Source organism: Rhizobium sp. 768_B6_N1_8 (assembly GCF_051811225.1).
Lineage (GTDB): Bacteria > Pseudomonadota > Alphaproteobacteria > Rhizobiales > Rhizobiaceae > Rhizobium.
In genome coordinates this window covers 1482731-1507672 of sequence record NZ_JBPWPV010000001.1, presented here as the reverse complement: position 1 = coordinate 1507672, position 24942 = coordinate 1482731, and the positions used below count along the sequence as shown (strand labels likewise).

At 59.4% G+C, this 24942-nt stretch carries 23 protein-coding genes; 4 read left to right on the top strand and 19 right to left on the bottom strand.

Annotated elements, in window-relative coordinates; genetic code table 11:
* Positions 1-71 precede the first annotated feature (71 nt).
* The gene (gene lexA / locus AB8B33_RS07740) at positions 72-797 is read left to right on the top strand and encodes a transcriptional repressor LexA (RefSeq protein ID WP_007822432.1); all 726 of its coding nucleotides are present in this window, start codon (positions 72-74) and stop codon (positions 795-797) included.
* Here the strand turns inward: lexA and AB8B33_RS07735 are convergent.
* The gene (locus tag AB8B33_RS07735; protein ID WP_439014882.1) at positions 778-3153 is read right to left on the bottom strand and encodes a ComEC/Rec2 family competence protein; all 2376 of its coding nucleotides are present in this window, start codon (positions 3151-3153) and stop codon (positions 778-780) included. The two genes, lexA and AB8B33_RS07735, sit on opposite strands and share 20 nt — an antisense overlap.
* Before the next feature lie 341 nt (positions 3154-3494).
* On the opposite strand from AB8B33_RS07735, the gene gltA reads away from it, so the two are divergent.
* Positions 3495-4784 (top strand): citrate synthase, encoded by a 1290-nt coding sequence (gene gltA / locus AB8B33_RS07730; protein ID WP_007822430.1) that lies wholly within the window; start codon positions 3495-3497, stop codon positions 4782-4784.
* 31 nt (positions 4785-4815) lie between these two features.
* Here the strand turns inward: gltA and lpxB are convergent, their stop codons facing one another.
* The 18 genes from lpxB to AB8B33_RS07640 form a co-directional block, all read right to left on the bottom strand.
* Positions 4816-5985 (bottom strand): lipid-A-disaccharide synthase, encoded by a 1170-nt coding sequence (gene lpxB / locus AB8B33_RS07725; RefSeq protein WP_439014881.1) that lies wholly within the window; start codon positions 5983-5985, stop codon positions 4816-4818.
* On the bottom strand, positions 5982-6863 hold the full coding sequence (locus AB8B33_RS07720) for an LpxI family protein (protein WP_439014880.1): 882 nt from the start codon (positions 6861-6863) through the stop codon (positions 5982-5984). The genes lpxB and AB8B33_RS07720 overlap by 4 nt, the downstream gene beginning before the upstream one ends.
* A gap of 3 nt (positions 6864-6866) precedes the next feature.
* The gene (gene lpxA / locus AB8B33_RS07715) at positions 6867-7685 is read right to left on the bottom strand and encodes an acyl-ACP--UDP-N-acetylglucosamine O-acyltransferase (protein ID WP_162748012.1); all 819 of its coding nucleotides are present in this window, start codon (positions 7683-7685) and stop codon (positions 6867-6869) included.
* Complete coding sequence (gene fabZ / locus AB8B33_RS07710; RefSeq protein ID WP_113322821.1) at positions 7682-8149, bottom strand: 3-hydroxyacyl-ACP dehydratase FabZ; 468 nt, start codon at positions 8147-8149, stop codon at positions 7682-7684. The genes lpxA and fabZ overlap by 4 nt, the downstream gene beginning before the upstream one ends.
* Positions 8142-9203, bottom strand: coding sequence for a UDP-3-O-(3-hydroxymyristoyl)glucosamine N-acyltransferase (gene lpxD, locus AB8B33_RS07705; protein WP_439014879.1), 1062 nt, complete (start codon positions 9201-9203; stop codon positions 8142-8144). The genes fabZ and lpxD overlap by 8 nt, the downstream gene beginning before the upstream one ends.
* Before the next feature lie 50 nt (positions 9204-9253).
* Positions 9254-11593 (bottom strand): outer membrane protein assembly factor BamA, encoded by a 2340-nt coding sequence (bamA, locus tag AB8B33_RS07700; protein WP_439017199.1) that lies wholly within the window; start codon positions 11591-11593, stop codon positions 9254-9256.
* A 201-nt stretch (positions 11594-11794) separates the two neighbouring features.
* Positions 11795-12928 (bottom strand): RIP metalloprotease RseP, encoded by a 1134-nt coding sequence (gene rseP, locus AB8B33_RS07695; protein WP_439014878.1) that lies wholly within the window; start codon positions 12926-12928, stop codon positions 11795-11797.
* A 29-nt stretch (positions 12929-12957) separates the two neighbouring features.
* Complete coding sequence (locus AB8B33_RS07690) at positions 12958-13788, bottom strand: phosphatidate cytidylyltransferase (protein ID WP_439014877.1); 831 nt, start codon at positions 13786-13788, stop codon at positions 12958-12960.
* The gene (locus AB8B33_RS07685) at positions 13788-14531 is read right to left on the bottom strand and encodes an isoprenyl transferase (protein WP_029869054.1); all 744 of its coding nucleotides are present in this window, start codon (positions 14529-14531) and stop codon (positions 13788-13790) included. The genes AB8B33_RS07690 and AB8B33_RS07685 overlap by 1 nt, the downstream gene beginning before the upstream one ends.
* A 37-nt stretch (positions 14532-14568) precedes the next feature.
* Positions 14569-15129: a ribosome recycling factor gene (frr, locus tag AB8B33_RS07680; RefSeq protein ID WP_113322813.1), complete on the bottom strand. Its 561-nt coding sequence runs from the start codon at positions 15127-15129 to the stop codon at positions 14569-14571.
* A 51-nt stretch (positions 15130-15180) separates the two neighbouring features.
* Complete coding sequence (gene pyrH, locus AB8B33_RS07675; RefSeq protein ID WP_007822401.1) at positions 15181-15903, bottom strand: UMP kinase; 723 nt, start codon at positions 15901-15903, stop codon at positions 15181-15183.
* Between the two features lie 95 nt (positions 15904-15998).
* Positions 15999-16925, bottom strand: coding sequence for a translation elongation factor Ts (gene tsf / locus AB8B33_RS07670; RefSeq protein WP_113322811.1), 927 nt, complete (start codon positions 16923-16925; stop codon positions 15999-16001).
* Positions 16926-17164: 239 nt separating this feature from the next.
* Positions 17165-17932 carry a 30S ribosomal protein S2 gene (rpsB, locus tag AB8B33_RS07665; RefSeq protein ID WP_439014876.1) on the bottom strand — a complete coding sequence of 256 codons (768 nt, stop codon included), beginning with the start codon at positions 17930-17932 and terminating at the stop codon, positions 17165-17167.
* 223 nt (positions 17933-18155) lie between these two features.
* A complete protein-coding gene (locus AB8B33_RS07660) occupies positions 18156-19259 on the bottom strand; it encodes a hypothetical protein (RefSeq protein WP_439014875.1) in 1104 nt (367 codons plus the stop codon).
* The gene (locus tag AB8B33_RS07655) at positions 19259-19876 is read right to left on the bottom strand and encodes a 5-bromo-4-chloroindolyl phosphate hydrolysis family protein (RefSeq protein ID WP_439014874.1); all 618 of its coding nucleotides are present in this window, start codon (positions 19874-19876) and stop codon (positions 19259-19261) included. Before AB8B33_RS07655 ends, AB8B33_RS07660 begins: the two co-directional genes overlap by 1 nt.
* 7 nt (positions 19877-19883) lie before the next feature.
* On the bottom strand, positions 19884-21455 hold the full coding sequence (locus AB8B33_RS07650) for a substrate-binding domain-containing protein (RefSeq protein ID WP_439017198.1): 1572 nt from the start codon (positions 21453-21455) through the stop codon (positions 19884-19886).
* An 11-nt stretch (positions 21456-21466) separates the two neighbouring features.
* The gene (locus AB8B33_RS07645) at positions 21467-22543 is read right to left on the bottom strand and encodes a toxic anion resistance protein (protein ID WP_439014873.1); all 1077 of its coding nucleotides are present in this window, start codon (positions 22541-22543) and stop codon (positions 21467-21469) included.
* Positions 22544-22750: 207 nt separating this feature from the next.
* Entirely contained in the window at positions 22751-23590 is an 840-nt protein-coding gene (locus tag AB8B33_RS07640) for a cell envelope integrity EipB family protein (RefSeq protein WP_310389484.1), read from the bottom strand.
* A gap of 136 nt (positions 23591-23726) precedes the next feature.
* Between AB8B33_RS07640 and AB8B33_RS07635 the strand changes: the two genes are divergently transcribed.
* Both AB8B33_RS07635 and AB8B33_RS07630 read left to right on the top strand, forming a co-directional pair.
* Positions 23727-24194, top strand: a complete 468-nt coding sequence (locus AB8B33_RS07635) for a RidA family protein (RefSeq protein ID WP_113322799.1) — start codon at positions 23727-23729, stop codon at positions 24192-24194.
* Positions 24194-24913 carry a glycerophosphodiester phosphodiesterase gene (locus AB8B33_RS07630; protein ID WP_439014872.1) on the top strand — a complete coding sequence of 240 codons (720 nt, stop codon included), beginning with the start codon at positions 24194-24196 and terminating at the stop codon, positions 24911-24913. The genes AB8B33_RS07635 and AB8B33_RS07630 overlap by 1 nt, the downstream gene beginning before the upstream one ends.
* The last annotated feature ends 29 nt before the right edge of the window (positions 24914-24942 follow it).

The following is a 24942-nucleotide window of genomic DNA, read 5'->3' as shown; positions in this document are numbered from 1 at the left end:
TAGCTACTTGCGGAACACATATGGAACATATAGTGTCCGTTCTGGATTTGTTTCAAGACTGGGGAGACGCCATGCTCACGCGCAAACAACAGGAACTCCTTCTTTTCATTCATGAAAGGATGAAGGAGTCAGGCGTTCCACCGTCTTTCGACGAGATGAAGGACGCACTGGATCTGGCCTCGAAATCCGGTATTCACCGGCTGATCACGGCGCTCGAAGAACGCGGCTTCATTCGCCGGCTTCCGAACCGGGCGCGCGCGCTCGAAGTCATCAAACTGCCGGAAGCCTACAGCCCGAGCCTGCAGCCTCGGCGCGGCTTTTCACCGAGCGTCATCGAGGGCAGCCTCGGCAAGCCCCAGCCCGTGGCGCCTCCTGCCTCGGCGAAGCCAGCACCCGCTGCCGATAACGGCAATGCGGTCTCCGTTCCCGTCATGGGCCGCATCGCCGCCGGTGTTCCGATCTCGGCAATCCAGAACAATACGCATGACATCACCGTTCCCGCCGATATGCTTGGCTCCGGTGAACATTATGCGCTGGAAGTTCGCGGCGACTCGATGATCGAAGCCGGCATCTTCGATGGCGACACGGTCATCATCCGCAATGGCAGCACAGCCAATCCGGGTGATATCGTCGTCGCGCTCGTCGATGACGAGGAAGCAACGCTCAAGCGTTTCCGCCGCAAGGGCGCATCGATTGCGCTCGAGGCAGCAAACCCTGCTTACGAGACCCGCATCTTTCCGCCGGATCGCGTCAAGGTCCAGGGCAAGCTCGTCGGCCTCATTCGCCGCTATCACTGACCGGTGACAGATTGGCGTCTGCGAATGTGTTACTGCGCCAATCATAGGCGCGGTGGCGCATCCAGGGTCGCCCCAATGTGTCGAATGCGGTTGCGACCTCAATTCCCTTATCGGTGAATCGAAGTTCGACAGAACCTGTCTTGCGCAGCGTCTCGCCGGTAAAGAGCAGCGCGCCGGAACGACAGCGGTCGAAGCGCAATCGGACAGGGGTCACCACAATATCAGCCGTATCGCAGGCTGGTCCGAGATAGGCAGCATTGTCGATGACGGTCAGTTTCTTTCCATTGACGAGCAAAGTGGTGCACCAGGCGCCCTTCAGGCAGGAGAAGCGTGACGGCGGGCTAATGGCGACTGCCTGTCTCATTGCCTCTCTGGCTTCATTCTGTTGGTCGGGTGACAGTTGCAGTCTTTGACCATCAGGCGCAGTGGGCGCCTTGGCAGCTTGAAGCATAACTGGCTTCTGATGCTCTTCGACGGCAAGGGCCCTCTGCCATTGTTCGAAGATGAAGGCGGGCGGCTTTTCACGGTTCGAAGCCATCGCCTCTCCATCGACTATAGCGACCAGGCTGCCATCTTCGGAGATAGCGATATCGGGCATCGCCTCCGATGGAAGAAGGACAACAGCGAGCGTCGAGACCGCGACAATTGCCGTTCCCATGTGCCGCAGCCGGGTTCTGAGCAGGGTCAGCAGCAGAAATCCGAAAACGGCGGTCGGGAAATACCAGCCGGGCAAGCGGCCTACATCTATGTTGCCGCCCCACCCCGCTACTGCCTTTGCGATGGTGATCACCAGATCAAGCCCGAAGCCTGCCACCGGCCATAGCCAGCCGTCCAGACCAAACGGCATCAGCAGCATTGCCAGCATCCCGGCCGGCATGACGATGAAGGTGATGACCGGCATGGCCGCGAGATTTGCCGGCAGGCCATAGGCAGTCAGCCGGTGGAAATGCTCGATCGAAAACAGCGCCGTCGAGAAACCACCGATCAGCGACGTCAGGAAAACGCCACCGAAGAAGCCACCAACCATGAAGAAGGGCTTCATGATCGGCAGCTTGGCAAAGGCATTCTCCCGCATCGGCCGCCCCTTCCAGAGGTCGTAGCCGGCGACCAGTGCAAGCGTTGCGGCAAAGGACATCTGGAAACTCGGCCCTAGCCCCTCCGATGGCGAGACCGCGAGGATCACGAGAGCGGATAGCGCCACGTTTCTGAGACTGATCGACGGCCGGTCGAAGAAGACCGCAACCAGCATAATCGCCATCATGATGAAGGCGCGTTCGGCGGAGACGGCAAAACCCGAGATCAGATAGTAGGCCGTCACCGCAGCAAGCGCACCGGCCGCCGCGATCTTCTTGGTTGGCCACGCCTGGGCAATGCCGGGAAAAAGACTGAGAATGACGCGCAGCCCGACAAAGAAGATGCCAGCGGAAAGCGCCATGTTGAGGCCGGAGATCGCGATGATATGCGCAAGGCCGGACTGCCGCAGCGCCTCCGTCGTTTCATCCGAGATCGCCCGTCTCTCGTCCGTGACGAGGGAGGCGGCAAAAGCCCCGGTGTCGCCGGGTAGTGTGGAGCGAATCCGATCGCCGATGCCGCTTCTCAGGCGGTAGAGCGACTCCAGAATTGCCTCACCGACCGAGTTCGATCGCTCCGGCTGTTCCGCAACCCTCTTGGGTACTCCATAGAAGAAGCCGTTGGCACCGATGCCGTCAAAATAGGCGCTGAAGGCAAAATCATTGAGGTGGGAGAGCGCCGGCCCCGCCGGAGGCGTGAGACGTGCCCTGCCCTCGATGACGTCGCCGAGTTCGAACGGCTGGGCGGCTCCGCGGACCAGCACGGAGATGCGTTCGGGCGGACGCTTGATCTCAGGAGCATCCGTACCGGTGACGTCAAGAATATAACGCCAGCGCCCTTGGCCATCGCCTTCTCGGCGTTCGATCCGGCCGGTCACCGTTGTCGTTACGGCTGAATCGAGGATCAGGGTCTTTGCCCGCCATGTTTCGATCTGCGCGGAGAGCATTCCACCGGCAAAAAGAAGTAGAGCAAGCAGCGTCGCCTGCAGTTTCGTCCGGGCATAACCGCAGAGCGCAACGGCAATAAGGAGAACAAGCAGGCAGAGACCGAGCGACACGGCCGGAAAGTCCGAGGCCGCCAGAAACCAGGTCGCGGCACCTGCACCAAGGAAGACCGGAGAGAAGAGGATGAGGCGACCGTGGCCTGCCTCTTCGGTGGCCATACGCATCGACGACCCGACGTATCGTTTCGCAACAGTCACCAATCGCCATCGAAATGGGATCGCAACCTGGGTCCGAGCCGATTGCGTCACAATGGCGCGCGGGGCAATGCCAGCAAAATCCATCTTTTCATCAATGGATTGCTCTTGTCGTTCTCTTGTCTCTATCCCCGCCATGATCGCCTGGACCCGCCCCCGGATACCGGCAGAATGCAACCTGAAATCAAAACGAGCAAACAATAATCGATTGAAATAAGAGGAAAATTCGCGGGAGCAAAAAATCCAGTCAAATCATGGTGTTCTGATATGCATTTAGCTCATCGCTGCACTGCCTAAAAGATGATGCCGCGATGCACAAAATGGCATCACGGTAACTTGGCATTAGCTTCGCGATCATATAGCTATCGCTTAGGACGCTTAACCCTTATGGCGCTTTTGCGGCGCCACCGCCACCCCGGAGGATCAGCATGACGGATCAAAGCGCTACAATCAAAATCGGTGACAAATCAGTCGATCTCGCCGTGCGAAAAGGCACGGTTGGACCCGACGTCATCGACATCGGTGCCCTCTACAAGAACACGGCTTCCTTCACCTACGATCCCGGGTTTACGTCGACTGCATCCTGTGAATCGAAGATCACCTATATCGACGGCGACGAAGGCGTTCTGCTGCATCGCGGCTACCCGATCGAGCAGCTTGCCGAGCATGGCGACTTCCTGGAAGCCTGCTACCTGCTGCTCTACGGCGAATTGCCGACCGCCGCCCAGAAGAAGGACTTCGACTATCGCGTCACGCACCACACCATGGTGCATGAACAGATGAGCCGCTTCTTCACCGGCTTCCGTCGCGACGCCCATCCGATGGCCGTCATGTGCGGCTGCGTCGGCGCGCTTTCGGCCTTCTATCACGACTCCACCGATATCACCGATCCGCACCAGCGCATGGTCGCCAGCCTGCGCATGATCGCCAAGATGCCGACGCTCGCAGCGATGGCCTATAAGTACCATATCGGCCAGCCCTTCGTTTACCCGAAGAATGATCTGGATTACGCGTCCAACTTCCTGCGCATGTGCTTTGCCGTTCCCTGCGAGGAATATGTCGTCAATCCGGTGCTCGCACGCGCCATGGACCGTATCTTCATCCTCCATGCCGATCACGAGCAGAATGCCTCGACCTCGACGGTCCGTCTCGCAGGCTCCTCGGGTGCGAACCCGTTCGCCTGCATCGCCGCCGGCATCGCCTGCCTCTGGGGGCCCGCTCACGGCGGCGCCAACGAAGCAGCCCTCAACATGCTGACGGAAATCGGCACTGTCGATCGCATTCCGGAATATATCGCCCGCGCCAAAGACAAGAACGATCCGTTCCGCCTGATGGGCTTTGGTCACCGCGTCTACAAGAACTACGATCCGCGCGCCAAGATCATGCAGAAGACCACGCATGAAGTTCTCGGCGAACTCGGCATCAAGGACGATCCGCTTCTCGAAGTCGCGATGGAGCTGGAGCGCATCGCTCTGACCGACTCATACTTCATAGAGAAGAAGCTCTACCCGAACATCGACTTCTACTCCGGCATCACGCTGAAGGCCCTGGGCTTCCCCACGACCATGTTCACCGTGCTCTTCGCTCTGGCTCGTACCGTCGGCTGGATCGCACAGTGGAACGAAATGATCGAGGATCCGGAACAGCGCATCGGCCGTCCGCGCCAGCTCTATATCGGCGAACCTAAGCGCGACTACGTACCGGTTTCCAAGCGCTGAGCGCTGACTTCGAAGCAAAAAGAAAACCCGGTCAGGAATGGCCGGGTTTTTTGTTGGTTAGAACATCGAGCAATATCTGTGCTGCATGCTCTCCAGGCGGCTTTTCTGTCTGCATGCGCTGCCAGATGAGCTCGTAGCCTTCCTTCATCGCCTTGAGCTGGTAGGTGTCGGCTGACAGCCTCTCCATCCAGCGCGCGAGGCTTGCGCCGCGAACGATATCGTTCAGATATTCCGGCACGACCGCGTAGTCGGCGATCAGATTGGGCAGTGCGCCGCTCCAGGTCTTGATGTCTGACGTCAGCATGCGCATGATCCAGTCGACCTTGTAAGCGGAAACGACGGGTACATCAGCCAGCGCCAGTTCCAGGATCACCGTGCCGGACGCTGCCATGGCCGCATCGGCTTCGGCGAAGGCCTTCCATTTCGCTTTGGCACCCACAACGATTTCCGGCTTTATCTTCCATCCCGCCGTCATTTCGCGCACAAACGCTTCCTTGTGCGGCACAGTCGGCAGCATGAAGCGTATCGGTCCATTGCGGGCGACGAACTCATTGGCGGCGGCTTCGAAATAAGGCAGAAGCTTCTTGATCTCGGAGGAGCGCGAGCCGGGAAGAAGCAGGATCGCACCGTTGCCGGGCTGCCGGCCAGCGCGCAGGCGCCGGGTCTCCAGGAGCGCTGCGTCCGCAACCAGACGGTGACCCACATAGGTTGTCGCCGGCCCGTTGAGACGCTGCATCACCGCCGGCTCGAAAGGAAGTACGGCCAGCACATGGTCAACATAGGCGAGCATGCGCTGGGCGCGATATTCCTTCCAGGCCCAGACACTGGGACAGACATAGTTGACGACTGGGAGGTCCGGCAGCGCCTTGCGCACGCGCTTGGCGACGCGATGGGTGAAGTCCGGGCTGTCGATGATGAGCAGGATATCGGGTTTCGCCGCGATGATCGCCGCTACCGTCTGCCGGATGAGAGACCAGAGCTTCGGCAGCTTCGCCAGCACCTGGGTGATGCCCATGATGGAAAGCTCGGAGAAATCGAAGAGCGATTTCAATCCCTGGCTCTGCAACCCCTCACCGCCGACGCCGACGAGTTCGATCGGCCCGGAATGGATCCTCTTTAGCGCGGCAATGAGATCGGCACCTAAGAGATCGCCAGAGACTTCGCCGGCTATGACGGCAATCTTCAGCGGTCTGTCGCTCATTGAAGCCCCCATCCCGGCAAGCCCTTGTCGATACCGCAGACAAAAAGACCGTTTTCGTCTGCCACTTTAATGAGTGCGTCGCGATCAAGCACCAGCGCCCGGCCGGCTTCGATGGCCACTCCTGCAAGCCCGGCGGCTTTGGCGTTGAGCACGGTGGACACACCAATCGCCGGCAGGTCGGCGCGAATATCCTGCTGCGGCTTACTGAGCTTGACCAGCACACCGCGCCGGCGCGGCGATATGCGGCCTGCTGCTCTGAGGTTCGCCACGCGGTCAAGCATGCCGTCCGTGCCCTCAACGCCCTCAACAGCGACGACGCGTCCGCCGATCGATACAGCGCCCTGCCCGATATCCAGACTGCCAAGCACATCCGCCGCCTTGCCTGCGCGCTCTATGTCACGACGATCCTCTTCATTGGGCGAAACAGCGCCCAGCGGACCTGCGGTTGCCAGCAGATCCGGTGCAATCTCATGGGCGCCGACAACACGCAGACCTCGCCCTTCTATCAGCTTGATGACCATCTTCAGAACGGTGTCGTCGCCCCCGGAAAGCAGCGTACGGATGGCGGCGGGTACCTTGGTCAGAATACGCAGCGTCGGCCGCACCTCGCGCCATTCCGGTCGCCGACGGACGCTGCCCGACATGACGACACGGCTCACTCCATACCGCTTGAAAAGCCGATCGAGCGAAGCGAAATCACCGATACCGATCGTGGCGTGGTCGAAACCGTCCCAACGACGGTCGCCCTCATCCTTCAGTATAACGATAACTGGATTTTCGCCGGCCGAACGTGCAGCTTCGGCGACATAGGACGGCAGAAGGCCGCCACCAGCAATGATCGCCAGCCGGCCTTCAGCGGTGTCGCCGTCGGAAGCCACAGATCAGCCCTTCTGTCCCCGGCTCGGCGAAGACAGCGCGCGATCGCTTTCGGCCGCGATGAAATCGAGGATCTCGATCACCTGCTCGCAATCGGCATATTCGTCGCGAATTTGGGCGGCATTCTCGCGGATCGAACCGGCACCCTCGAAGATCGACTTGTAGGCACGTCGAACGGTGTGAATGACAGCACGATCAACGCCGGCGCGCGTCATGCCGACGACGTTGAGACCGCTCAGAATGCCGGGATTGCCGTTCAGCATACCATAGGGAATCACATCGTAGCTGACGGCCGAGAGGCCGCCGACAAAGGCATATTTGCCGACCCGGGTGAACTGGTGCACTGCGGCGCCGCCGCTGATGATCGCGTGATCGCCAACGAAAACATGGCCAGCCAGCATGACATTGTTCGACATGATGACATGGTTGCCGACCCGGCAATCATGGGCGACATGCGAGTAGGCCAGGAAAAGGCTGTTGTCGCCAATCACCGTCGAACCGCCATGTTCGACGGTGCCGGTGTTCATCGTAACGCCCTCGCGAATCGTGCAGTTGCGGCCGATGATCAGCGACGTATCGACGGCGCTGTGACGGGCGCTTTGAGAGTCGCCACCGATGACTGCCGAAGGAAATATACGCGTACCGGCGCCGACGGTCGTCATGCCGAGAACAACCACATGGCTGATCAGTTCGACATTATCGTGAAGCGTGACCTTGGGGCCAACATGGCAAAATGGGCCGACCACCACGCCTTCGCCGATCGTGGCGCCATCCTCGACCACGGCCATCGGATGGATTCTGGCGCTTTCGGCGATCATACTCATGCGTTGTCCTTACGTACGATCATCGCGCCGATATCGGCCTCGGCGACGAGTGCACCGTCGACCTTTGCGTCGCAATGGAATTTCCAGATATTGCCGCGCTGCTTGATTTTCTGCACGTGATATTCAACGCGGTCGCCCGGCACGACCGGCTTGCGGAAGCGGGCATTGTCGATCGTCATGAAGTAGACGAGGTTGCCGGTCTGGCCTTCCTTCTTGGCGCAGATCGCGCCTGCCGTCTGTGCCATGCCTTCGACGAGCAATACACCCGGCATGATCGGTGCTTCCGGGAAGTGGCCGGTAAAATGCGGCTCGTTGACCGTTACATTCTTGATGCCCACGGCGGCATTGTCGCCATCGATATTGACGATCTTGTCGACCATCAAGAACGGATAGCGGTGCGGCAGCAGCTTCATGATTTCCATGATGTCTGCCGAAGAAAGCGTGGCGGCTGTTGCTTCAGTCATTCTTGCCTCCCTTTTTTCCGCGAGCCCCTGATTTTGTCATGAGCTGTGCAACATATTTCAGATAGTCATTTAGAGGACGTGCAGGTATTCCGCCATAGCGGCCGCCCGCGGCAAGATCGGTCATGACACCACTTTTTGCAGCGATCTGCGCGCCATCGCCAATGGTGATATGTCCCTTGAGGCCAACCTGCCCACCGATCTGCACGCCATCGCCGATGATGGTGCTGCCGGCCATGCCGACCTGCGAAACGACGGCGCAATGGCGACCGATACGGACGTTGTGGCCGATCTGCACCTGATTGTCGATCTTGGTTCCCTCGCCGATGACAGTGTCGTCCATGGCACCGCGATCGATCGTGGTGTTGGCGCCGATCTCCACGTTGTCCTGAATGATCACCCGGCCGATCTGCACGATCTTGATCATCCCGCGCGGACCGGGCGCGTAACCGAAGCCATCCTGACCGATACGAGCGCCGTTATGAATGATGACGCCATTGCCGAGGAGTGCACACAGAATGCTCACACCAGTTGCGATGGAGCAATTGCGGCCGATTTTGACATTGGGACCGATGATCGTCTGAGCGCCGATGCGCGTGCCTTCGCCGATCTCCGCGCCAGGGCCGATAATCGCCATCGGCTCGACAATCACGCCCTTCTCAAGCCGGGCGGTCGGATCAATGATAGCGCTCGGCGCGATCTCCGTCTCACCGGATGAAAACGTCACCGGCTTGAGCGCTGCGGGATAGAGAAATCCACCGGCCATCGCGAAGGCAGCATGCGGATTGGAGGAAATCACCACAGGAATATGCGGCGGCACCAGCTGAGCCAGTGCCTTGTCGCAAATCACGGCTGAAGCCTCGCAGGTCAGGAACTCGTCACGGTTACGGCGGGAGAGGATATAACAGATATCTCCCGCCTGCGCCCTGGCTATAGGAGAGACAGAGCGGATAATGACATCGCCATGATCGGAATTGCCAAGCTCTGCCCCAAGAAATTGCGCTAACTCAGCAAGTCTCACGCCTTCATGGGGCAGAAAAAAAGTATTTTGCTCCATCGGCAAAACTCCAGAACGGAATTGAAATTTACAGTTCCGGACTGCCGATATCAGAATTGGTTGTTAATGCCAAACTTGAAGCGCTGAGTCTTGTCGAAGTCTTCCTTCACGACCGGGATCGCGTAGTCGACGCGGAGCGCACCGAAGGGCGACTGCCAGATCAGACCGACACCCACCGAAGCACGCAGCGAGGAACCGTCACCTTCTGCAGTATCCGAACCGAGAAGCTCGACATCGTTGCCGAACAGCGTGCCGGCATCTGCGAAGACCGCGCCGCGCAGGTTGAAGTCACGCGGGAAGCCCGGCATCGGGAATGTCGCTTCGGCAGAAGCGGTAAAGTAAGTCGTACCACCGAGCGGATCGTCCGGGTTGGTGATGCGCGGGCCGATACCCTTGTTCTCGAAGCCGCGAATATCGGAATTGGTCAGCGTGAACTGGTCGAAGACGTTCAGGTGATCACCGAAGCCGACAACATAACCAGCTGAAGCCGAGAGCGAACCGATGATATCGGCATCGTCAGCGAGCAGATGGTAGTAACGGGCCTTACCGTAGATCTTGTAATACTGGGAGTCGCCGCCGAGGCCGGCGATTTCCTGCGTCGCAGTAGCGTAGATACCTTCACGCGGCAAGACGGTATCGTCGAGCGTATTGTAGGTCAGCGTCTGCGATATGGAGGACCGCGTCCACGGGCTCTCGTTGACCAGGTTTTGATAGGTAGCAGACAAATCGGCCAGACTGCTTCCGCTGGAATCGTACTTCATCTGTTTGTAATTATAGCGGAACGTCGTTGCCAGATCTTCAGTGATCGGCGCCGTTACGCGCAGAACACCGCTGGTTTCCTCGTAATCGTAGTTGTCGTTGCTCGACGTCTCGCTGTGATTGACGTCAAAACCGGCGGCAAGGCGATAGCCGAGGAAGTAGGGCTCGGTGAAGTTAAGACCGTAAGCGCGCGAGCCTTCCTGACCACCACCAGCCGAAATGCGGATATACTGGCCGCGGCCGAGGAAGTTCTTTTCTTCGATCGAAGCTTCGAGCAACAGGCCGTCACCGCCGGCCGCATAACCGGCACCGATACCGAACGAACCGGTCGACTGATCCTGCACATCGACAACGATGACGACGCGATCAGGCGAACTGCCCGGCTGGGTCGAAATGTTGACTGAGGAGAAGTAGCCGAGCGCCTCAAGACGGCGCTTCGCGCGGGTGATCATCTGTTGATTGAAGGCGTCGCCTTCGCTGAGATCGAACTCGCGGCGAATAACGTAATCGCGCGTGCGGCTGTTGCCGCGGATTTCGATACGCTCGACATAGGCGCGCTCGCCCTGGTCGACGAGGTATTCGACGCCGATCGTATTGTTGTTCAGGTCGCGGTTGCCGCGCGGCGTGACGCGCGCGAAGGGATAACCGGCCGAAGCAACCTGATCCGAAATCGCCTCGATGGACTTCTGGACTTCCTTGGCGTTGTAGACCTGGCCTTCGCGGGTCCTGACCAGCCCCTGTAGCTGCTGGGCATCAACACCTTCAACGGTCGACTGAACGCTGACCGCGCCGAAATCATAACGCGGGCCTTCTTCGATGTTGAAGGTCAGCGTGTACTTGTTCGTCGCTTCGTCGAAAGCGGCATCGGAAGAAACGATGCGCATGTCGGCATAACCGCGATTGTAATAGAACTGGCGCAGCGCGTCTTCATCAGCGTGCAGCTTGTCTTCGTTGTAGACGTCCTTGCGGGTCAGGAACGAGAGAAAGTTCGAACGCTTGGTCTGGATGACTGCGGCGAGACGTCCGGCACTGTAGGCCTGGTTGCCAACGAAATTGATGGCGTCGATCTTGGTGCGGTCGCCTTCATTGATGACGAAAGCGAGGTTGACACGGCCTTCGCCGAGCGGAACAACCTGCGTGGTCACTTCGACTTCGCTGCGGCCGGTAGCGGCATAGGCTTCCTTGATCGCCGCGATATCGGACTGGATCTGCGCATCGCTATAAGGACCAGCGGCATGCGTCTTGACGACAGCTGCCAGCTTGTCGTCCTTGACCTTGCGGTTGCCGTTGAAGACGACCTGGTTGACGAGCTGCGCTTCCTGAACATTGACGACGAGGGTGCTGCCGGAAACCGAAATCTTGACGTCGGAGAAGTAACCGGTGCCGTAAAGCTGCTTTACGGAGTCGTCGATATCGGTGTTGGAGAAGCTCTTGCCGGGAGTAATGGTGATGTTCGACCGGACGGCCTCAGCACCGACGCGGCTTGCACCGTGTACATCGATCCGCTGAATGACGGCAGCTTCCGCAGCCGTAGCCGAAACGAAAGTCAAAGCACCTGCGCCAGAAGCAACAACACTAGCAGACAGCGCAATCGCCGATACTGCGTTCAAAAACCTTGAACCAGCCTTCATTTCACCCATTACCTTTTTTCCCTCGTCTCCGGCCCCAGGGGACCCCCCGATTCCGGCCACGTGTGTCGTTTTACCCGCTTTTGACATACAAGCAAGGGAGCTCGTTAATTTCTGTTTACTTCATTTCGAAGCGTGACCCATTCGCCACTACAGCTTTGAAACATCGTAAATAAACAGTAATTTTCCCTATCTTTTTACGCGCTAGCCGATGAGCGCGCTAATGTCATTCCAGGTGGCAAAAACCATTAATGTAAGCACCATGGCCAAGCCAATGCGAAACGCAATTTCCTGAGCCGAAGAACCCAGCGGCCTTCCCCTAACCGCTTCCACCGCATAGAACATCAGGTGGCCGCCATCAAGTACCGGAACCGGCATCAAATTCAGCAATCCAATCGAAACTGACAAAACCGCAGCAAGCTGCAGCAACGCGCCTATTCCAAGCGTAGCCATCTGGCCCGAAGCTTGCGCCACGCGGATCGGCCCACCCAATTGGTCGGCTTTCATCGATCCATTGAGCAAATTGCCGATATATTTGAAGGTGCCGGTCACGATGTGCCACGTCTGCGTCACACCTTCATTCAGCGCCTGAAGCGGCGTATAGGTCTGCAGACGGAAGTGGCCAACCTCTTCGTTCGTGACGATCCCGATCAGGCCAACCTCGATCTTGTTGCCGAACTGGTCGGTGATATCGGTGCGCTGCGGCACCATCGGCAGGTCCATCTTCTCGCCGTTGCGCTCGATGGTCACGACGATGTTCTGGTTCGGACGGATGCTGACATAACGCCGCACGTCGTCGAAGGTCTGAACCTTGGTGCCATCGATTGAGACGAGCAGGTCGCCCGGCAGGACGCCGGCTGCCGCAGCAGCGCTATCCGCCTTCACTTCGGCGACGACGGGATCGGACACTGTACGGCCGTAGACCGCGAAAAGGACCGTGAAGATGGCAATAGCAAGGATGAAATTGGCGATCGGGCCGGCTGCAACGGTTGCGGCGCGCTTCCAAAGCTTTGCACCGGCGAAGGAACGTTCGCGCTCCTCATCCGTCATCGCGGCGAGCCTGTCCGTATCCGGCTTGCTGGACGCATCCTCATCGCCGAAGAAGCGAACATAGCCGCCGAGCGGGATCGCCGATATCTTCCAGCGCGTTCCGTGGCGATCGGTGAAACCGACAATCTCCGGGCCAAAGCCGACGGAGAAGGCGAGGATACGGATGCCGCTCCAGCGCCCGACGAGATAGTGGCCCATCTCATGCACGAAGACGAGCAGCGACAGGACGATGACGAAGGGGACGATATAGCCCGTCAAAAAACCGAATATGCCGGTCACCGCTTCCATGACTTCCTTCTTCTATCTGGCCGTAATGATCAAAGGCCGAACAATGCCGCACCGAGCGACGGCGTTCCGCCGCCCTTTATCAGCGAAAAAAGGCCAGCAAGCAAGAACGCTGAAAAACAGGCAAAAATCAGTCCATCGACACGATCCATGACGCCGCCATGCCCCGGAATGAGACGGCTGGAGTCCTTCACGCCGAATTTTCGCTTGATGAAGCTTTCGAAAAGATCGCCTGACTGGCTGAAGACGGACAGGACGAGCGCGATCACCGCGGCACGATCCAGGGCTTCCGGAATCAAAAAATGGACAATGACGGCTCCGGCGATGACGGCTGAAATGGCGCCACCGACTGCGCCCGACCAGGTCTTGCCGGGCGATATGCGCGGAGCAAGCTTTGGACCGCCAAGCGCGCGCCCAACGAAATAGGCGAGAATATCGGTCGCCCAGACCACGGCGAAGATGAAGAGCATCGCGTAGAGGCCAAGCGTTTCATCGCCGCGGATCGCCGCAAGCGCCAATCCGGTGCCGCCGGCATATAAAAGCCCCGGAGCGAACCAGCGGCTGGCACGATGCAGGAAGATCATGGCAATGCCGACCGCAGTCAGGGCAATCAGCATTCCGAACGCATATTCGAACGCACCCGCCAGAACGAGCAGGGCAACCAGCACCTCGCCCACCCAGCCGAGCACGTTGGTCACCGGGTCGCGCACGATCCCTGTGATCGTCGACCATTCGTAATAGATCAGAAGCGCGATCGCCGCCGCCACGGCGCGGAAGATAAAGCCGCCATACCACGTGGCGGCAAGAACGATGATTGCGAGAATCAGGCCTGAAACAATGCGGAGCTTCAGTTCCTGCTTCATCAGGTGTTCACTGCAGCAGCCTGCGCGGAAAGACCGCCGAAGCGGCGATCGCGCGAGGCAAACTTCTCGAGTGCCGACAGGAAAAGCTCGCGGCTGAAATCCGGCCAGTATTCCGGCAGGAAGACAAATTCCGAATAGGCGGCCTGCCACAACAGGAAATTGGACAGCCGCTCTTCACCGCTGGTGCGGATGATGAGATCAGGGTCGGGGATGCCGGCTGTATCGAGCCGGGCGTCGATCAGCGCAGGGGTGATATCCTGCGATCTGAGGCGCCCCTCCTCCACATCCTTGGCGAGGCTCATCATGGCGCGGGCGATCTCATCGCGAGAACCATAGTTGAAGGCGATGACGAGTGTCAGCGCCGTATTGGCCTTGGTCGTCTCCTCGGCTTCCAGCAGAAGCTTGAGGATATCGCTGCGCAAGTTGACGCGGTCGCCGATCACCCTGATGCGCACATTCTGCCGATGAAGCTCGGCCAGGTCACTGCGGATGAAGGCCTTCAGCAGGCCGAGAAGGTCAGTGACCTCAGCCTCCGGGCGACGCCAGTTCTCCGAGGAGAAGGCAAAGAGCGTCAGGTATTTGATGCCAAGATCGCCGGCAGTGCGCACGGTCTGGCGAACGGTCTCGACCGCCCTGCGGTGTCCCATCGTCCGCGGCAGGCCGCGCTGCTTTGCCCAACGACCGTTGCCATCCATGATGATGGCAACATGTTCTGGCGCAGTCAAAAATGAGGTTTCCGACATTTTCCGTCCGGTCTTTCTTGGCAAGGACGCAAGTATACTAGACCTGCATGATTTCCTTTTCTTTCTCGCCAAGCAAGCGGTCGATTTCCAAAATCGTCTCGTCCGTCATTTTCTGAACGCGTTCCGACTGTGCCCGACTTTCGTCCTGGCCGATTACGCCATCCTTTTCGGCTTTCTTAAGGCCGTCCATGCCGTCTCGGCGAACATGGCGAATCGCAACCTTGCTCTTTTCGGCATAGTCATGAGCGACCTTGACGAGAGACTTGCGGCGCTCTTCGTTGAGTTCCGGCAGCGGAATGCGAAGGTTCTGGCCGTCGACGATCGGGTTCAGGCCGAGATTCGATTCGCGAATCGAACGATCCACGGCGCCGACCATGCTCTTGTCCCAGACGGATACCGTCAACATGCGCGGCTCCGGAACAGTGATGTTGGCGACCTGGTTCAGCGGCATGCGCGAACCATAGGCTTCAACCGTCACCGGGTCGAGAATGTTGGCCGAAGCGCGGCCCGTACGCAGCGATGCAATGTCGCTCTTGAACGCGGAAATGGCACCATCCATGCGGCGCTTCAGTTCCTTGATATCGATACCTTCACTCATGTCTATGCTCCCGTATCAGAAGATTTGCGCCGGCAACCGCGCAGCTCCCTATCAGTTGTCGGATACGATGGTCTTGAGACCACCACCCGTCAAGATTTCAGCGAAACGTCCCTTCTCGTGGATCGAGAAAACAACGATCGGAATGGAATTCTCGCGTGCGAGCGCAACAGCGGCGACGTCCATAACGGCGAGGCCCCGGTCGAGAACCTCCTTGTGGGTCAGATGGTCGAAACGCGTCGCCTCCGGATCTTTCTTCGGATCGGCGGTATAGATGCCGTCTACCTGTGTACCCTTGAAGATCGCCTGGGCACCCATTTCGGCAGCGCGCAGCGCTGCAGCAGAATCGGTGGTGAAGAAGGGATTGCCGGTTCCGCCGGCAAAGATCACCACCCTGCCGAGCGACAGGTGATACAGCGTGGCGCGCTGAGAGAAACTTTCGCAGATTTCCGGCATGGAAATGGCCGACAGAACCACCGTGTCAATGTTGAGCTTGCGCAGCGAGGTCGCGAGTGCGAGCGCATTGATGACGGTGCCGAGCATACCCATGTGGTCGCCGGTGACGCGGTCGCCGCCCTTGGACGCAACCGCCACGCCGCGGAAAATGTTACCGCCGCCAATGACGACGCCGACCTCGACGCCCATCTGCCGTGCATCGGCAATGTCGGACGCGATGCGGTCCGCCACCGCAACGTCGATCCCGAAGCCTTGGCTTCCCATCATGGCTTCCCCGGAAGCCTTGAGTAGAACACGTTTATAGATTGGTTCCGACGTCATGTTGGCTCCTCGTATATTGCCGCAATTGCCCGATACACGAAGGGCACCGCGTTGTCACGCGATGCCCTTCGGTTTTCCCAAATACGGCAGCAAGATCAGCCCTTGGCGACAGCGGCGACTTCGGCTGCAAAGTCAGTTTCTTCCTTCTCGACACCTTCGCCGAGGAGCAGACGAGCCATACCGACGACTTCGATCGGGGCGCCGGCTTCCTTTTCGGCTGCTTTGATCGCAGCGCCGACCGTCAGGTCCGGGTTGATAACGAAAGACTGCGAGAGAAGAGCCACTTCCTCGAAGAACTTGCGCATGCGGCCTTCGACCATCTTCTCGATGATGGCTTCCGGCTTGCCGGATTCGCGGGACTGCTCGATGAAGACGTTGCGTTCGCGCTCGGCGACTGCGGCATCGACTTCTTCGGCGCGGATCGCCAGCGGGTTGGTAGCAGCAATATGCATGGCAACCTGGCGGCCGATCGACGTCAGAACGGCCTTGTCGCCGACCGACTTCAGAGCAACGAGAACGCCGAGCTTGCCGATGCCGTCGCCGGCAGCGTTGTGGATGTAGGTCGCGACAACGCCGTGCTCGACTTCCAGCTTGGCCGCACGACGAAGCGTCATGTTCTCGCCGATGGTCGCGATTGCTTCCTTGACGGTGTCGGCGACCGGCTTGCCGGATGCCGGATAGGTCGCAGCCGAAATGGCTTCAACCGTACCGTCCGTGGACAGCGCAACTTCGGCGATGCCGCGTGCGAGATCCTGGAAGGCATCGTTACGGGCAACGAAGTCGGTTTCGGAATTGAGTTCGATGACAACGGCCTTGTGACCGGCGCCGGCGATGGCGACCAGACCTTCAGCAGCGGCGCGGCCCGACTTCTTGTCGGCCTTGGAGATGCCCTTGGCGCGCAGCCAGTCGATCGCGGCTTCGATGTCGCCGTTGGTCTCGGTCAGCGCCTTCTTGCAGTCCATCATGCCTGCGCCGGACTTTTCGCGCAGTTCCTTCACCAGTGCAGCCGTAATCTCGGTCATAAGTTTCCTCTTGTCGGTTCAAGCGGTGCCCGCAGTTTGCGGCGCGGCACCGGATTGAGGCACGAAATGTACCTGTATGTATGACAGCGTTATGAAGACGCGTCACAACAGAATTCATTGAGGCAAAAGCAGTCACAGCTTCCGCCTGAAAAGGGCAAGGCCGCCGAACTTCAAAGAGTCGCGAGCGGCCTTTCCCAATCTTTGCAAGCTTTGACGGAGCTTTGCTCCGCCTGCTTTTATCAGGCTTCGGTCGCCTCATCGAGCGCCGGCTCGAACGGAGCTTCCGCAGAAGCGCCGAGGTCGCGGCCCGATCCGCTCTGCTGACGGGCAATACCGTCGATGGCAGCGCGGGCGATCAGGTCGCAGTAGAGAGCGATGGCGCGCGAAGCGTCGTCGTTGCCCGGGATCGGATAGTCGATCAGGTCCGGATCGCAGTTCGAGTCGATGATGGCGACGACCGGGATGCCGAGGCGCTTGGCTTCGTCGATCGCGATCTTTTCCTTGTTGGTGTCGATGATGAACATCAGGTCCGGCGTGCCGCCCATGTCCTTGATACCGCCAAGGGCCTTATCGAGCTTTTCGCGCTCGCGCTCGAGGGTCAGGCGCTCCTTCTTGGAGTAGCCAGACTGCTCGGACGACAGGATTTCGTCGAGCTTGCGCAGGCGCTGGATCGAGTTGGAGATCGTCTTCCAGTTCGTCATCATGCCGCCGAGCCAACGCGAGTTGACGTAGTACTGGGCAGAACGCTTGGCCGAGTCAGCGATCAGCTCGGAAGCCTGACGCTTGGTGCCGACGAAGAGAACGCGGCCGCCACGAGCAACGGTGTCGGACACGACCTGCAGGGCGCGCGACAGCAGCGGAACGGTCTGGGCCAGGTCGATGATGTGGATGTTGTTGCGATCGCCGAAAATGTACGGCTTCATCTTCGGGTTCCAGCGGTGAGTCTGGTGACCGAAGTGGACGCCGGCTTCCAGAAGCTGGCGCATAGAAAAATCAGGCAATGCCATGCCTTGTTACTCCTTTTCCGGTTGAACCTCCGCAAGGCGAACAGCATCCTCTTCGAAGATGCCACCGGGCGGAAAAGCCGGATTTCTCCCGGACGATCCCATGCCTTACGTGTGGAATGCGCGTGGCCTTACATTCGATTTCCTGCAAAAGCAAGGCTTGCGCCAAAAAATCTGACGAGAACGGACGAATGAGCCGCGCCTGCAATATATACGCGTTGCCGGCTCAGCTTGCCAGCATGTTCAGCAGCGACAGCATCACGCCGGCGTCCGGGATCGGCAGCACGGCATCGATCTCGGCCGGCAACTGGCCGGCAATCGGCCCTTTGGTATCACCGGTCGCCATGCCGAGCGGCCCGCGAAAGCCGTGTTTGGTCCAGGCGAGCTCCTGCAGGCGGGCGCTCGTCAGCGCCTCGATCAGGCGTTCGGCCGTTTCGTCGACGACGATCAGCGGATGGGCCGAATAGACCGTCGGGCGCGGATAGAGGACGACGGGCTTGGCGCCCGGCCCCGACTGGATGCGGCTCCATCGGTCGGCATCGGCGAGCGCCCATTCGACGAGTTGATTCTCATAACCGACAATCATCGGTTCGCCACCGAGGCCGCCTGCCAGATACTGGTCAAACAGCTTGCCTGACGATGGCGACTTGAAACCCATATTGCGGAAGATCGACTGCACCTTGCCGCCGTATTGGGCGAGATCGTCTGATGTCGCGACATTGCCGCTGAAGAGGCTGAGCGCGAGGCCCGAGAACATGAAGCCCGAATTCGACCGGTTCGGATCGGTGGAGACGATGCGCGCCCGGCCGTAGAGTGCATTGACGCCAAGTTTCGACCAATCCGTCCCGGCAAGGATGGCATCAAGCAGCGCCTTCAGGTCGAGCTGGTGATGGCCGTTGATTACCGTCACGAGGCCCGATTTGATCAGCCCGTCCACGACCGGCTGCCACGTGTAGACGACGACAGGCGTGTTCAGCATGACCCTGTCATCGCGGATCTTCACGCCGCTCTGACGGGCGATATCCACCATGATGGAGGAGGACGGCCAAAGAAATTGCGGGTTCTGCGAAAGCAAGGCCCGCTCGCGCACCATTTCGACCGAGCCGGCGACGCGACTGTCGATCGAAAGGCCGTAGCCCTTGATAGCGTCAACGACATCGGGATCGGCAAGGAAAGCCTCCTTTTCGCCGCCGATGAAGCCGAACAGCTTTGTGCGCGTACCCAGCAGGCCCTGCAGTTCCGGCCTGTCGCGGACGGCGAAATAGCCGCCCGTGCCGGCAATACCGGTGGCGAGCAGTCCAACTCCAAAGGCGCGGCGGGAAAGGGCCATCAGCGTCCGAGATCCTCTTTGAGCGATGCCTGGATGAGGCGCAGGTCGGTATCGAGCGTGCCAAGCTCAGCATCGACAAGGCTGTCGGCATAATGAACGAAGGCATCCTCGAGCTTCACCAGCACGGCGCGGACATCCTCCAACTGCTTGACGTCAGGCGCGCGTTTCGCCTCGATTGCCGCAAAGCCCTCGGCAACTTCGGCCGCACGCGGCAGATAGTAGCTGAGGAAACGGCGTACGGAATTGGCACTTTCCGGCCTCGCCTCCACCTCGCGGAAGACATCGGCGGCGATTTCCGCCAGGTGGCGTACGCGCGCCGCCGTCTGCTTGTCGGTAATATCGTCCGCGGCCGTCTCCAGCCTTTGTGCGGCGGGCACAGCCCCTTCCAGCAATTCTCTCGCGAAGGCAACGCGACCGCGGCCGATCACCTTGATATCGAGACCTTCGAAAAGCCTGCGTGGCGCCAGCAGGAAAACGAGGCCGGCAAAAACTAGGAGGCCGATGACAGCGGCAATCCAGAACGGCATGCCGGCAGCAAAAGTCAGAATGGGGACGAGAATGGCCGTCACCACTCCCGCCACGATCCAGTTGCCATCATTGCCGAGCCAGTTACCCATGCCGGTCCTAGTTATAACCGCGTGCGGTGCGGAACGCTGCCGCAAGGTCCGAGCGTCCGTCGAAGACGCGTGCCGCCGTCGCTGTCGCCAGACTGTCCAGCTGGGTCTTGTCCGCATCGCCGAAAGTAATGCCGAAGATCGGCACGCGTGGTTCCATCGCGTTCCAATCGCTCATGAAGGCCGCACTCTGGTCATCGGATCTGCCGTCGGTCATGATGATGATCGCCGGCAGATAACTGGACAGGTCCGCGGTTTTCGCCATCTGCTGGAGCGCCCTGTCGGCGCAGGCATACATATTGGTGCCGCCGCCGGCATGCTGACCAGAAACTGCGTTGAGAAGCCCCTGCTGCTCCATCGTGTCACCCGAAGCCGAGAAGATATCGCGGACATTGGCATCGAAAGGAATGACGAAGATACGGTCGGCCGGCGACCACTGCACCAGCACCTTGCTGGCCTCCTCGGGCGTGAACAGGAAACGCATCGCCTGCTGCAGACTGTTCTCGCCGTCCCCCTGCATCGAGCCGGAGAAATCGAGGCAGAGCGCCGTCAGTGACGGTTTGCGCAGTGCCGCCTGATAGAGCGTAAGCGCCTGGCGGATCACTGTCGGTTCCGGCATACGGATCGCGGTCACCAGTTTGGCCGGATCGAAATTCCAGCTCGGCTGCGGCTCAGCGGCGACGCTGCCGAGCGGCAGGCGGCGACCGGTTTCGGCGATCTTCTTCTGAACATCGGGCGAGCGCAGATAGGCGAGCAGGTCCTTGAAGAAGGTCTGAACCTGGGGACCGCGGCCATGATCGACGAAACCGAGCGGCGAATCCGCCATCGCTACGCCATCGGCAGGATAGATGGCGTAAAGCGGCTCCTTGCCCATACCCGTGAGCTTGTCGTTGGTTTCCTTGATGACCGCCTCATAATTCCACATGGCATCGTAGATCGTGCCCTTGCTGGCGGAATCCGTATAGAGGTCGGCGAGCCAGCCCGAAGAGCCGGAGGAGCGCGCAACACCGGCAAGCAGGCTTCGAACGGTGTCCTGAACCGTCTTGTCGTCGAGATCGCCGGGCTCGATCACTGGCTTGTTGCCGAGCGCACTGGAGAGCATGGCGAGATAGGCGCTGGCACCGGAATTCGATTGGGTAGCCGATGTCATCAGGAACTTCAGTGAGCCGCTGTTCACCGCTGCCAGGATATCCTTCATGAAGACATCCTTGCCGACCCAGCCGAGCTGCTCGGCCTTCGACTTGCGCACGCCGAGGATGACGGGCGTCTGCGCCACCGACGTCAGGTCCTTGACCCTGCGTTTGGTATCGAACATGTCGACCCAGACGCTGGAGGCCGGCCAGACGGCATCCTGCTCGACACCCTGATCGCTTTGCAGCGCAAGGCCGATATCGAGCGTGCCTTCATATTTGAAGGAGCAGGTCGCGTGCTTCTCCTTGCAGAACTCCTCGACGATCGGCTGCAGGACGGTGTTTTCCGAGCCGGAAACGATCGAGAAATTTGGCCCGCTGCTGAAAGCATCGCAGCCTGCCAACGCCGCGAGACCAGATAGCGCCAGTGCGCAGAGGAATGAGCGGATCATGGTTTTGCCGGTCACGCCTGGGTCATCGCCTTCTTGAGATCGATCGTCAGCTGTTCCATCTGCTGCTCGGCCTGGGCCCGCTTCTTGCGGCCCTCTTCCTGCACGCGCAGCACGCCGGTGACGGTGTCGATCAGATCCTGATTGGCCTTGGCAAGCGTCTCCATATCGACGATGCCGCGCTGCGACTGCTGCTCGATGGCGATCGCCTGATCCTTCATCATTTCCGAGGCCTGGCGGATCATGTCATTGGTGGCGTCGGTCACCGACTTCTGCAGGTCGAGGGCCGATTTCTGCTGCGTGAGCCCGAGGAGGATGACCATCTTCTGCTTCCAGGCAGGCACAGTCAGCGCCGAGGTTGCCTGCAGATTCTCGATCAGTGTTTCATCGCCGGCCTGGACGATGCGGATCTGCGGAAGCTGCTGGATGCCGAGCTGGCGGGCCTGCTGCAGATAGAAGATGCGCTTTTCCAGCCGGTCGAGCGCCTGGAGGCTGTCCTGATAGGTCTGCGCTTCCAGCATGCCGCCACCGGGGCCGGAGACTGCAGCGTCGGCTGCGCTCTTCAATTTCGGCAGCTCGACCGAGCGGAAATGCTCGGCGAAGTTCTTGCCTGCTTGCACATAGGCATCGAGCTTTACGATCGACTGTTTCGTCTCTTCATGCAGATCGTCGAGCAGGGCGATGTCGCGACGCAGCGTATCCTTGTGGCGGTCGAGCTCCAGGCCGATGCGGTCGATCTGGCCTGCAACATCCTCGAACTCCTCCTTGAAGCGCTCGAGGCGCGCCTTGGCGGAGAGGAACATACGGCTCAGGAAACCCTTGTCCTTGAGGGACGCGGGATCGAGGCTCTTGGATTTCAGAATGATATCGGTCAAAAGCTTGCCGACATCGTCGAGATCCTTGTTGCGCACCTCGCGCAGGATCCTGTCGGCATAGTCACTGACGGCCTGCTGGGCGCGATCGCCGTAAACGGAAATTCCGGCGCGGTCTGTAATACTGATGGTGTCTGTAATGCGGGCGACTTCCGCAGGATCGGCGGCAATGGCCGGCAGGGAAGCAGTCTGAACAGTTGCGAGATCGGTATCGGCCATTCGGGTCGTCTTTCTCGGCTTGCGGCGCAATTGGTCTTACGAATTGTAAACCCATTATCTGAGCAACTGGGCCATCCACTATGTAGGGTCGGAAAAGGCAGACTTCCACAAAGACCGGCCCGCGATGACTCATCTGCGGGACGACAGTTTAGCTGTACTAGAAATAATATTTTATGACAGATGCTTAAGCTTGTCGCAGACGCGGCCTCACTGGCAGACCGGCGCGGCCTTCTTGTCGAGAAGCTCGAGCTTGGCAAGCTTGCCGGTCAGGACGAAATCGCCGTAATCCATCGTCAGATCCCGCGTAATGCCGTTCTCATAGAGCTTGAACGACATGCGGTAGACCGGCAGGGTGTCGGATTTGGCATTCTCGTTGAAATAGGAGATCGTCACGGGCCAGAAGGCGGCCTTGGCGAACTCGCCGGCATTGCCTGCATCAGCCTCATTCGTGACCGGAGTCTCCTGCTTACCCACGATCGTCGTTGTCACCAGGGATTTGTCGCCATCGTCGGAGCCGTCGAAGACGCGAGCCTCGAAGAAGCGCTTGCCATCCTTGGCGTTCTGAATGACGTCGAGCATGTGCTCGGTCGGAAAGCGGCTTTCCTCGAGTTGCAGCTCACGGCTTGCCGGCTGCGTGAGGTCGACCTTCACGCCTTCCGGCTTATCCTGAGCCGCGCCGTTGACTTCCTTGTCGAGCTGATCGTCGGTGAAAGACTTGGTATCGAAGGTGAACTTGCCATCCTTCAGGCTCTCGAAGGTCTTGGTCTGCTGGTCGCTGACACGCACGTTGTCGCCGGTGTCGATCTGGGTGACGAAGCGGAAATTCGTGGTGAAGCCTTCGCAGTAATTGCCGTCGAACTCATAGACCATGCGGCCATACATGGAGGAGATGCCGGAGCGTTCCGAAGCGTCCTTCAGTTCCAGGTCGTAGATGGCGCGGTGAGCGACGAGCCCGGTTGCGATCGCAGCGCTCGTCGCCGGCGCGGCCGCCCAGGCATTGGCGGAAACGCTTGCGAGAAGAAGAGCGGCAAGTGACGATCGGAACATTCATTAACTCCTGTTGGACTCGTCCGCGATGTTATAAGAACGCTTTCGGCCAAATCGAGGCTCGAAACTGTCACATTAAAGATTCTAGTCTTGATGCATTCTTTTTGAAGAATTGACAACAAAAGCGGAGACGAAAATGTCCGATGTAATCGCAACGCGCCTGTCGGAAATGGGGATAACCCTGCCCGAGGCAGCAGCACCCGCCGCCAATTATGTCCCCTATGTCATCAGCGGCAACCTTCTCTATATTTCTGGCCAGCTGCCGCTCGAAGGCGGTAAGGTTGCCGTCTCCGGCCACCTCGGCAAGACTGTCGATGTTGCCACTGGCCAGCGTGCCGCAGAGCTTTGCGCCATCAACATTCTTGCTCAGGCAAAGGCAGCGCTCGGCGGCAATCTCGGCCGCATCCGCCGCGTCATCAAGCTCAACGGCTTCGTCGCGTCGGCGCCTGATTTTGTCGAGCAGCACCTCGTTATCAACGGCGCCTCGAACCTGATCGCCGGCGTGCTCGGCGAAGCCGGCAAACATGCCCGCGCTGCCGTCGGCATGGCAGCCTTGCCGCTCAGTGCAGCAGTCGAAATAGATGCTATCATGGAAATCGCATAATGACGAATGCCGCCTGGATCAAAGAGCTGCCGGTTGCGCACCGCGGCTACCACGACCTCAACAATGTCGTCTGGGAAAACACGCTCTCGGCTTTTTCACGGGCCGTCGAAGCGGGCTTCGCCATCGAATGCGACCTGCATTACGCCTCGGATGCCGTGCCGGTCATCTTCCATGATGAAGATCTGGAACGCCTCTGCAACCTCAAGGGCGATGTGCGGGAACGGACCTCCCAGGAACTCGGGCTGATCGCCGTCGGCGGCACGAAGGACAAGGTGCCGACGCTGAAGCAGCTTCTCGCGCTCGTGCAGGGCAAGGTGCCGCTTGTGCTGGAACTCAAGGGCCGCGAAGCCGACGACGAGGGCTTTGCCGAATCCGTTCTCGACGTACTCGAGGGCTATGAGGGCAAGGTTGCGCTGATGAGCTTCGACCATTGGCTGCTGAAGGATCTCAAGGAGCTCAACGCGCCCTACCCGATCGGGCTGACGGCCAACGGCAATACGCCGGAGGAATATGCAGGGCATGAGAAGGCGATGGAGATCGGCCTCGATTTCATTTCCTACTATTATGCCGACCTGCCGAACCCGTTCATCACCGACCAGCGCGACAAGGGCGTTCCGGTCATCACCTGGACGGTGCGTGATGAACAGGCTCGCAAGCAGACTTTCGAGAATGCCGATCAAATGACTTTCGAAGGCTTCGATCCGCGCGCGGCAGTTTGACGCTCGCTTTTTCGACAAGATCGTGCGCA